The sequence below is a fragment of the Planktotalea sp. genome (genome assembly GCF_018607965.1).
In the GTDB taxonomy this organism is placed as follows: domain Bacteria; phylum Pseudomonadota; class Alphaproteobacteria; order Rhodobacterales; family Rhodobacteraceae; genus Planktotalea.
In genome coordinates, this window is record NZ_JABBAM010000016.1 from 1 (window position 1) to 10,367 (window position 10,367).

Sequence of the window (10,367 nt, forward strand, 5' to 3'; positions counted from 1 at the left end):
TGTTATTCTAGAGCGGACATTCATATGTGTCGCAGCGAATGGCCGTGGAGAGCCCGAAGTGACAGTTTTCTGCAGAGCGGCGAATGGCCGCTTTGCAGGCCAGGCTTGGCGAAATCGTTAGACGCTTCTTCTTGGATAGTTTGAAGCTACGCCAATTGTTTGATGCGCATCTCATCCAGAACCGCTTCAAATTCGTGAAAGTCGAGACCCTCAGCAAGGGCACGCGCAAACAGCGCTTGCTGCGTTTCAGGTGCAAGCCCGCCTTTAGGGGGGTCGCGGTCCAAATTGGTCGGGAATGAATATCCTTCTGCGGACGCAGAAATTGCAGCCTTTAGGGCCAAAGCACCCAACGCGCTTTTTTGATGCGCGGCAAGCGCATGGGGGTACAACAATTTGCACATCTTCTCGCGATCTACCGTTTCCATGGCACGCCCGAATGCAGACGACACCTGCAACAAATTGGCCATGCGGTGGATGTCATTGCTCGTATTTGCGCCTGCTGCATGAAAGAGCGCAGGATTGAAAAATAGGGCATCCCCCTTTGCCAGCGGCAATTGAATGCAGCGTTCTTCGAACAGTGCTCGAAAATCATCCCTTCGCCACGCGGTATACCCAGCACGGTAAAGTTGCGAGAACGGCAAGAGCTTTGTCGGACCACTTTCGACGGGCATATCACAATGTGCAACTGCACCTTGCAGCGTCAGAGCCGGCGAAATATCATGAACATGTGCGGGATATTCCGCACTGTTTTCAGCCGTTTGAAAGCCGAGGTGATAATCTCTGTGCGCTTGTTGTGCGGCACCACCGGGATGAACTAGGTTGATTTGCGCTGTCATCTGATAGTTCGGGCCAAGCCACGCCTCGCAAGCCGCAGCAATGGATGTGTTGGCGAAATATCGGAAGAACACCTCCGGGGCTTCCTCGCATAGTTTCTGCAATGAATTCCAAATCCTGTCATTGGACCCCGACGCCGCGAAATGGTCGCCACCACCGCCGCTTGCGAGTTTTTCTGTTGCGATGATCTGCTCAAAGATCGCGGTGGCTTCATCGATAACGGTCGTATCCGCATAGGCCCCGCGCAGAACCAGAACACCTGCGCCAGCCTGAAGCGCACGCGCCCATTCAACCATAATTATTCGGCGCTTCTCTGTGCCCTCAAGAGATGGGCGCAATTTGGATATGTCATAAATGGGGACATTCTTTTGGATGTCGTCGGCGTTGGGAACGGTTGATGGGTTTGTAGTTTGATCTATGATCGCGGTGAACGCATGCAGATCACATGCTGCGCTATCAAAATATCCTGCATCCGTTTCGATAAGGTGGTTCATTGAATGTCTCCCTGTGTTCCCCCTCAATTTGCAGCAATGAACTCTTGATTGGTTTCTTAAAAGACATCAGAAAGACATCAATGACACATCGGTTTCCAGTCAAAGAAGTTGCCAGGCAGTCGGGGCTTAGCACCGCGACCGTGGATCGCGTGATAAACAATCGCGCGAACGTGAGCCCGCAAACCAAGGCGCGTGTGGCAGCCGCTATCTCTGAACTGACAGGACAAGAAGCGCAATTGACCGCCCGTGGTCGACGAATGTTCTTCGATTTTGTAATCGAAGCACCAACACGCTTTAGTCGTGAAATACAAAAAGCCGCTGAACAGGTTTTGCCACATATCGGAAGCGCCGTTTGCCGTCCGAGGTTCCAGGCGCAAGAAATCATGGGCGAAGACGAGGTCACCGCTGCTTTGTCGCGTATCGCAAAACGTGGCAGCCATGGCGTTTGTATAAAAGCGCGTGATCTGCCGACAATTAGATCGGCTGTGGATCAATTAATCGCGGCCGGCATTCCTGTGGTCACGTTGGTCACGGACCTGACCACAACAAAGCGCATAGTCTATGTTGGCCTTGATAATGAAAGCGCAGGACACACGGCGGCCTATTTAATTGCGAAGACAGTCGGCGACAGCGACGGAACAGTCCTGACCTCAAGAAGTCAGGACCAGTTCTTGGGGGAGGAAGAGCGAGAAGTGGCGTTCATGGCGACCCTAAACCGACTGTGTCCAAAGTTGCGTATCATAGATGCAAGTGGGGGCAGCGGCGTTAACTTTGAAACATCGCGTATTATGCAAAGCACGATCGCAGGTCTGGACCAAATACGTGCCGTATATTCGATGGGTGGCGGCAATTCGGCGATTTTGAATGCTCTCGAACAGAACGGGTCACTGCCTGATGTATTTGTGGCCCACGATCTGGACCATGATAACAGACAGCTAATTGCAGATGGGCGTCTCAGCTATGTACTGCACCATGATCTTCGCGTTGATCTGCAAAACGTGTTCCAAGCCTTTTTGCATCATCACCAGCTCATGCCCGTTCCGCCTCATACAGCCATATCTCATATTCAGGTCGTTACTCCCGAGAATATTCCACCTCTCAAAAGGCTTTTCTAAAAGCGGACATCCGCTATCACGCACTGAGCGACCGCTTTGTCCGCGTTGTGTGAGTTCAGACAAGCCGCAGCGAACGGCACGTACTCCCGAACCAGTCGTTGGTGTGTAAGACGTCGCTGTGCAGTAATGGCTGGCCTGCAGCTTTGTAAGGTCACACAGCGCATAGTGCGGCCAGCACCCCTACGATCCTCCCAGATACAAGCTGCGACAGAACCGCAAGTGCCCCCCCGCGTCAGCCTAGGCTGCGATGCCTGCGGGCTGAGCACATTCGTCTGGGGTGAGGGGGAGGCAGTCTGCCGTTTCAGGATGCTTTTTGCTCTGAAAAAACCTGATTGCAGATATCATCTTAGTTGCCATGAATAGCTGTAATTAGACTGTAAAGCGCTTCGTTGGAAACCTGTTCAAAAGACCAAACCGGTAGGCTTTGTACCGGTCGTTTCAACGTTATTTCTTGATCAATAGCTAAAAGGTTACCGTCAATTTCTTGGGGCTCACCACTGCTGTTTTCATATCTTTGTGAATACATGCCTTGTTGAAAGTCGACGACTCGATGCTCAAATATTAGAAGGTTTCTGGCCCAGCTTGTCATTTTTATTTTAGAAACAAGATAATTCTTGTCTTCGAGATGGAAGCTAAAGGTTGTACTAGAGGCACCCCAACCGCCCGCTGAACGCATTTCTGAAATGTTAATTGAAAATGCAACTTCAGATGACGCACTCATATCGATCTCAATCACTCGGTATGAATCTTCTACGTATCCTAGCAACGGATAGTTTATCGACACTACGCTTTTATTCTCTCGATCGTGAATAGCTATGATATAAATGTATGGCTGGGCCATTTGGTCGGGATTGTCAGGAAAATCGTAACGCCATACCACCACAGAATGAGCTGAGTTGGGCAAGTTCAGCATATTTGTGATCCGCCAGTCGGGAGACACATCAGATGCTCGTTCAGCGGAAGAATATCTGTAAAAATAATCTGCGATCCTGTCTTGATAAGCACGTACAAGGCAATTGACGTCACCGTTACAACCTGTTTGAACATTTTGGATCCATGAGCGTTGTTTCGCTTGGGTGGTTAGGGGTGAGAAAACAGGGGTCTCATAGCCGTGTGCCTCATATTCACTCGAATTGCTTTCGAAGTACTCAGTATTCAGGTCAATCTGGCGCTTTAACTGGTACAGTGAAGCGAGCACATCGTCTAAATTCGACAATTCAACACTGTTACAAATGGCGATCTCAGTCTCCGTCGCTGCTCTGGCACAGTCAAAGCTGGTGGCTAGCGTAGAGCTCGGCGCTCCTACGAGCAGTATGAGGCTTATAAAGAGCGATCTGATCATCAGGGTGGGTCTCCGAATGCTTTGCTTGCTCACCACGCTACGAGCAAGGACACCACGCCACAAGCGGCCACCCCAACTCTCATCTCCCCCACCGGACAACTGGACACCCCTACAGTGGGTTGTCCGTGTCTGTCCGTCTGCATGGGGCGCTGACATGGGTCGGACGTGTCCGTTGGATGTCTTGTCTGTCTGTTTAAAATCCACTGCTCCCGAAGAGGCAGCTCTTCGTCACCCGAAAGCTTTTTGCACCTGCCCGCGGTGGCCCTCCCTACAGCGGACTTGGCCCCGCCTGCGCTGAGGTGCGCTTCATGCATGACGATCAGTATGAGTGGAGACTGTTATTCTAGAGCGGACATTCATATGTGTCGCAGCGAATGGCCGTTGAGAGCCCAGAGTGACGGATGCTGCGAAATGTTTGAACGTCTGGTCTTCAATAAATCATCAAAATGCGGTTTGGTCTTGGAACAGAAATGCCATCTGGGCTTGGACTTGGCAGTATCCCATGTCTGAGGCATCAATTACGATTTTTTGCATCTGTTTTGCGGTTTTCAACAGCTGGCTTTGCCCGTGCTGACCGGCAATATCGCAGACTGCCTTGCAACCCGATACAACCTCAGGAGCGAACAGCGTAGGGGCGGTGGCATTTTTCCCGTTCGGGGTTGCATCAATCATGATATCTGCCGGGCCTTTGTCGTCGATCGACGTGTTTGGCCAAAACTGTTCCACCAATGCTACCGTCTGCGCCAATCGGGCGGCGTCGGTATCTTCAAGGATAATTTGCGCCGCGCCTGCTTCGCATAGGGCGTCGATAATGGCACGGCCAGCGCCTCCGCCTGCGCCGGTGATCTGTACAGATGCGCCACTGACGCTGATGTCTGCGCCTTCAATCGCTTGCAACAACGCCGTGCCGTCGGTTGCATCGCCATACAGCGATCCGTCATCGGCGCGCCGGACTGTGTTCAGTGCTCCTAAACGGGTGGCCCGTGAGGTCATGGTCTCGACCTGCGCATAGGCTGATTGCTTGTGCGGATAGGTGATCGAGCATCCCAGAAACGTGTTTGACGCACGCAGCATTTCCCAGAACCCCGCGATGTTCAATGCCGGGATGTTCAATGGCATCATACATGCATCAACGGCATTTGCCTGAAACCACGCATTCACCGCAGGCGGGGACACAACACCCGCGACGGGATCTCCGATGATAGGAAAAAGCCTGGTTCTGCCTGAAATGTTCACTCATCTGTCCTCATGTGAAAATGTAGGTTGACTTAAATGAGGGCATATCTCTAAAAATGTCCAACGTTTTTGATTTTACGGTGTAAAAAATATGTTTTCCAGAAAGTCCTCGGATGACAGTACAATTGTTGAGCTGATTGCCTCGTCGTTGCGCCGCGATATCGCGTTCGGGACTTTGCTGCCGGACCAAAAGCTGAAGTTGAACGAGCTGCGCATCCGCTATGGTGGATCTAATCATTCCATGCGCGAGACTCTGCGTATCTTGTCGACCGAAGGCTTGGTGGAGGCCACAGCACAACGTGGATTCCGCGTCACCTCGGCCACAGAAGACGATGTGCGCGATATCAAGATGGTTCGTTGCGAGGTCGAAAAGCTGGCCTTGTCGCGCGCGATCGAGCTTGGCGACATCGCGTGGGAGGGCCGTGTCATGGCCGCGCATCACGCTTTGCAAAAGGCTGAAGCTGCGGCGGCAACCAGCCCTGATGATCTGGTCGCGTTAGAGTGGGATGAAGCCTGCCGCGCTTTTTCCTTTGCTCTGATCGACGCCTGCGGCAGCCCGCGTTTGATTGATTTGCAACGCAAGTTCTTTGATCAAAGCCGCCGCTTTCGGTTGGCGCAAATGCGCGAAGGACGCTTGGACTGGGGGGTGAGACAACAGCGACAAAAAGGACTGCTTGCCGCGGTTCTGGATCGCCGGGCAGAAGACGCCCTGACCTTATTGCAAGACGACGTTGCAGCAGAGCTTCGACAATAACGACTACAAACTATCAGATTGGGAGGATATCATGACACATCTAAATCGCCGCAAGGCAATGGCCCTTATGGGGGGCACCGTGGCCGCAGCAGGGCTTTCAGCCCCCGCTTATGCACAAAACAAGACGATCAAAGTCGGCGCGTTGCGGTTCACATCGCATTCCGCAAGCTTCATCGCGAAAGAACGTGCGTATTTCGCCGATGCTGGTCTGAACGTCGAGTTTGAGTTCTTTCAAGCGGCAACGCCTATGGCTGTTGCCATTGCGTCCGGCGATGTAGACTACGCGGTTACGGCCGTCTCGGGCGGGCTGGTCAATTTGGCTGAAAAAGACGCAATCAAAGTCATCGGTGGCGCGTTGAGCGAAGAAGCTGGCATTGACGGGCAGAAGTACCTTGCCTCTGACGCGGCATTCCAAGCCGGTGTGACCTCTTGTGCGGCGCTGGATGGCAAGCGTTATGCGGTCACGCAGTCGGGGTCGTCTTTCCACTATATGGGGTCGAAGATGGCGCAGGCCGAAGGAATTGATCTGTCGTTCGTCCCACTGCAAAAAGTCGGCGCGATCATTGGTGCCATGAAGTCCGGTCAGGTTGACGGATGGTCCATTGTCCCACATATCGCCAAGCCTTTGGCGGGGTCCGGCGCGCTGCACATCATTGGCAACGTCGCAGATTATCTGCCTAATTATCAAGTGACGACTGTGTTCACCTCTGCGTCCAATGCCGCTGATGAGCGTGGCCAGACAGAGGCGTTCTTGAATAGTTTCTCTCGCGGGGCTGACGATTACGCCGCTGCGATGATCGACGGTACTGCCGACCAGGACGCAATGGTCGATTTGATTCACAAATACGTCTACACAGACCGCGAGCGTGCCAAGGCAGCCCCGTCCATCATCAACGGGACGATGCGCATCAACGCAGGTGCGGCGCTGAACATCGCCTCGATCCAAGACCAGCTTGATTGGTTCAAGTCTGAGGATCTCGTGGATGCGGGCATTTCGATTGATCAGCTGGTTGACCAGTCCTACGTGGACATCATCGGCGCATAATTTATCAAAACGGGGCTGGCGCGATGCTAGCCCCGTTTCTATTTCAAAGGGGTCCCCATGGATATTCGGCTGGACGGCATAGGCCATTCCTATGACGAATTTGAAGTGATGCGCGACATCACCTTAGATATTCCAAGTGGTCGAATCGTTTGCATTGTTGGGCCGTCAGGCTGTGGTAAATCTACGCTGTTGCGGTTTATCGGTGGGTTGGAAAAGCCCAAGAGCGGCCGTGTTTTGCAACTGGGGGATCCGCCCAAGGGCTGCCTGAACCCGCTCACCTATATTTTCCAAGATTTCGCGCTGCTGCCGTGGCGGTCTGTGTCTGGCAACATCTCGTTGGTGCTCGAAGACCACGGCATCAATGGGGCCGCGGCCAAAATTATAATCGATGATGTGCTGGCACGCACCAAGCTGACCGACTTTGCCAAGGCGCTGCCCAAGCAGCTGTCCGGCGGAATGAAACAACGCGTCGCTATCGCGCGCGCCCTGGCCGTGAACCCTGCAGTCATGCTGATGGACGAGCCGCTGTCGGCGCTCGACAGTCAGACCCGCGAATTATTGATGGATGATCTGGTCGAGCTGTGGACGCGCCAGCCCTTTACCGCCGTATACGTCACGCATAATCTGGCTGAGGCTGTGCGTTTGGGGCACAAGGTTGTCGTTCTGTCGCGCAGGCCCGGAAAAATTCGCGAAATTGTCGATATTGAGAAACCTCTGGCCAAACGCGAATTCGGGGATGCCGACCTCGACCGTGCACAGAAACACTTATGGCAATTGATGCGCGACGAAGCGCGGGCAGCCGATGCGGAGTTGCTTCATGGATAATACCGGAAAATCCGTCGCGTTTCGCGGTGGTGGCTTTGCGCCACAATCCCGCCGATGGGTCGGCGTGCTGGTCTTTGTCGCACTAATCCTGTTCGTTGAATGGGGCACGCGCGCAGGCTGGATTTCGGCGCTGTCGCTGCCGCGCCCGACCGATGTGCTAGATACCTTCCGCCAGCTTTATGACAGTGGGTTGCTGTTCAAGCACTTGCTGCCGAGCCTGTCGCGCTTGTTTGTGGGCGCGCTGTTCGGGGCCAGCATCGGGATCGCTGTCGGTATCATGATAGGTCTGTTTTCTTATGTGCGCTCTGGCCTTGTGCCGCTTGTGGCTGCAATCTTTCCGATTCCGAAAATCGCGCTGCTGCCGCTGTTTGTGATCTGGTTCGGCATTGGGGAGGGGTCAAAATACGCGTTGATCGCGTTTGGCACATTCACACCGACCGTTGTGGCAACCTATGGCGCAGTTGATAATGTAGACCGCACGCTAATCCGCATGGGACAAAGTTTCGGCCTCTCATGGTGGTCGATCGTGCGCAAAATCGTGCTGCCCGGTGCCATGCCCGGTATTTTGTCGGGCCTGCGGATCAGTCTTGCGATTGCAATCATCTTGCTGGTCGCTGCCGAAATGCTTGGTGCTGAATACGGGATCGGGGCCTATATCCTCGAGGCAGGCTCGCTTTATGATCTTGAACGCCTGTTTGCGGGTGTCGTGATCCTGTCGCTGTTGGGGGTGTTGATCTCTGCGCTTATTGGCATGCTTGAGCGTCGTTTGCTTGGCTGGCGGACCTGATGCGAAAACCCGAATGCGATTATGACGTCGTTGTTGCCGGTGGCGGTGCGGGCGGTGTCGGTGCTGCATTGGGGGCCGCCCAAGCGGGCGCTCGCGTTTTGCTTGTTGAGAAATACGGATTTCTCGGCGGGGCTGCGACCACGTCCCAAGTCTTGGCCTATTGCGGTTTTTTTCAACAAGGCCCCGAACCGATCAAGGCGGTGGATGGCGCTGCGGATCTGGTTTTGGTCGAACTGCGCAAGCTGGGTCTTGATTGCGCGCCCTTTTCGTCGCCCACCACACTGAATTGGATCATCCTGCTTGAGCCAGAAACCGTAAAACTTGCGCTGGACCGTGTTCTTACGGCCAATGGTGTCGATGTTTTGTTGCACACACGCATCGCGGCCGCGACTCGCACCGCCGATAAAATCCAATCCGTGACGCTGGCCGGTATGGATGGCCGGACGCGTGTCTCAGCCGAAAGCTTTGTGGATGCAACAGGCGACGCCAATCTGTCACTCGTCGCAGGTGTCCCATGTCGGACCGGTGATCTTGAGGGGCGGTTGCAGGCAATCTCTGCGCCCATCCGCATTGGTGGGCGCGACCAAAGCGTCCCCATTGATCGGGATGCCATCATAGCGGCGTTCAAATCCTATACCGGAGATTGGCCGTCTGCCCGGGATGACGGTGGCATTTTCACCACCGTGCCAAACACCGGCGAAATGTGGTGGATGATGTTTGATCACCCGATGGACGACCTTAGCTCGGCCAGCTTTTCTATTGCGGAACGCGCATCCCGCGAAGCAGCCCATGACTACGCAGCCCTTTTGCGCGCCCATGTGCCAGGTTTTCAAAACGCCTATGTCGTCCAAACTGGGCCGCAAATCGGCATCCGCGAAAGCCGCCACCCCGCTGCGCGCTATGAGCTAACCTATGAGGACATCGCAACCGGACGTCAGCGCGCAGACGGCGTCGCCAAAGCGGCGTGGCCTATGGAGGATCATACCGTTCCGGGTAGGCCGGTTTACACGCCAGTTGGTGGCGAGGGGTGGGCATCAATCCCGCTGGATGCGTTGCGCGCAAAGGATATCGACAACTTATATTTCGCGGGTCGTACGATAGGTGCGGACCCGCGCGCTTATGCCTCTATCCGTGTTATGGGGACAGCCTTAGCAACGGGCGACGCGGCAGGGCGCGCTGCGGCAAAGCAGTTACAAATCATTTAGACGGTATCACGCCTGTTCCACTTGTTCAGAACCATAAGGATCACAAGTAGGCTGCCAGCCTATGAACTGTTCGAAGTGAGCTTACTGAAAGGTAATGGACAAAACCTCCTATTGTCGCGGCGTTGAAGCCGAGGTCCAGCAGGGCATCAAGCATAAGCAAATTTGGCAGCGGGTCCTTAAACACTTTTTGAGCCACTTCAAAGTCTCCTTTTTCATCGCATACAGCAATCCTAAAGCAGACTTTTGTGCAGAAGCGGCAGAAGGGCGCTTTGTCCCACGTCGTGTGAGTTCAGACAAGCCGCAGCGAACGGCGCGTATTCCCGAACCAGTCGTTGGTGCATAACGCGGCTAATGTCGGCTGGGTGCGGGGTGATCAGCCATCGAGGGTAGGGTGACGCATGTGACGCATATTCCTACTGCGCTCTCTATTCGGTAAAACCATATTTGCTAATGAATATATTTTTTCACCATAGACCGTGCAGTAGGAATATGCGTCACCAGCGTCACCAGCGTCACCCGAAAGCTTTTTGCACCTGCCCGCGGTGGCCCTCCCTACGGCGGACTTGGCCCCGCCTGCACTGAGGTGTGCTTTATGCCTGACGATCAGTATAAGTGGAGGCTGTCATCCTAGAGCGGACATTCATACGTGACGCAGCGAATGGCCGCTTGGAGCCCGTTGCGGAAGTCACAACACTATGCCGCGCGCTCGCAGCGTGAAAACTCGCCGCGC

The 10,367-nt window shown here is 54.2% G+C and carries 10 protein-coding genes; 7 read left to right on the forward strand and 3 right to left on the reverse strand.

What is annotated here, in order from left to right; translation table 11 throughout:
* Nucleotides 1-146 precede the first annotated feature (146 nt).
* Nucleotides 147-1,328: a phytanoyl-CoA dioxygenase family protein gene (locus QZ279_RS01075; RefSeq protein WP_293446987.1), complete on the reverse strand. Its 1,182-nt coding sequence runs from the start codon at nucleotides 1,326-1,328 to the stop codon at nucleotides 147-149.
* An 80-nt stretch (nucleotides 1,329-1,408) separates the two neighbouring features.
* On the opposite strand from QZ279_RS01075, the gene QZ279_RS01080 reads away from it, so the two are divergent.
* Nucleotides 1,409-2,443, forward strand: a complete 1,035-nt coding sequence (locus tag QZ279_RS01080) for a LacI family DNA-binding transcriptional regulator (RefSeq protein WP_293446988.1) — start codon at nucleotides 1,409-1,411, stop codon at nucleotides 2,441-2,443.
* A gap of 346 nt (nucleotides 2,444-2,789) precedes the next feature.
* On the opposite strand, the gene QZ279_RS01085 is transcribed toward QZ279_RS01080, so the two are convergent.
* Together QZ279_RS01085 and QZ279_RS01090 are read right to left on the reverse strand one after the other, a co-directional pair.
* Nucleotides 2,790-3,818: a hypothetical protein gene (locus tag QZ279_RS01085; RefSeq protein WP_293446989.1), complete on the reverse strand. Its 1,029-nt coding sequence runs from the start codon at nucleotides 3,816-3,818 to the stop codon at nucleotides 2,790-2,792.
* Nucleotides 3,819-4,226: 408 nt separating this feature from the next.
* A complete protein-coding gene (locus QZ279_RS01090) occupies nucleotides 4,227-5,021 on the reverse strand; it encodes a hypothetical protein (RefSeq protein WP_293446991.1) in 795 nt (264 codons plus the stop codon).
* A gap of 91 nt (nucleotides 5,022-5,112) precedes the next feature.
* Between QZ279_RS01090 and QZ279_RS01095 the strand changes: the two genes are divergently transcribed.
* The 6 genes from QZ279_RS01095 (at nucleotide 5,113) to QZ279_RS01120 (ending at nucleotide 9,980) form a co-directional block, all read left to right on the forward strand.
* Nucleotides 5,113-5,775, forward strand: coding sequence for a GntR family transcriptional regulator (locus QZ279_RS01095; RefSeq protein WP_293446993.1), 663 nt, complete (start codon nucleotides 5,113-5,115; stop codon nucleotides 5,773-5,775).
* 31 nt (nucleotides 5,776-5,806) lie between these two features.
* Nucleotides 5,807-6,820, forward strand: a complete 1,014-nt coding sequence (locus QZ279_RS01100; protein ID WP_293446994.1) for an ABC transporter substrate-binding protein — start codon at nucleotides 5,807-5,809, stop codon at nucleotides 6,818-6,820.
* A gap of 57 nt (nucleotides 6,821-6,877) precedes the next feature.
* Entirely contained in the window at nucleotides 6,878-7,645 is a 768-nt protein-coding gene (locus tag QZ279_RS01105) for an ABC transporter ATP-binding protein (protein WP_293446996.1), read from the forward strand.
* Nucleotides 7,638-8,432, forward strand: a complete 795-nt coding sequence (locus QZ279_RS01110) for an ABC transporter permease (RefSeq protein ID WP_293446998.1) — start codon at nucleotides 7,638-7,640, stop codon at nucleotides 8,430-8,432. The genes QZ279_RS01105 and QZ279_RS01110 overlap by 8 nt, the downstream gene beginning before the upstream one ends.
* A complete protein-coding gene (locus tag QZ279_RS01115; RefSeq protein ID WP_293447000.1) occupies nucleotides 8,432-9,637 on the forward strand; it encodes an FAD-dependent oxidoreductase in 1,206 nt (401 codons plus the stop codon). Before QZ279_RS01110 ends, QZ279_RS01115 begins: the two co-directional genes overlap by 1 nt.
* Before the next feature lie 94 nt (nucleotides 9,638-9,731).
* Complete coding sequence (locus QZ279_RS01120) at nucleotides 9,732-9,980, forward strand: hypothetical protein (RefSeq protein ID WP_293447002.1); 249 nt, start codon at nucleotides 9,732-9,734, stop codon at nucleotides 9,978-9,980.
* Nucleotides 9,981-10,367: the final 387 nt, after the last annotated feature.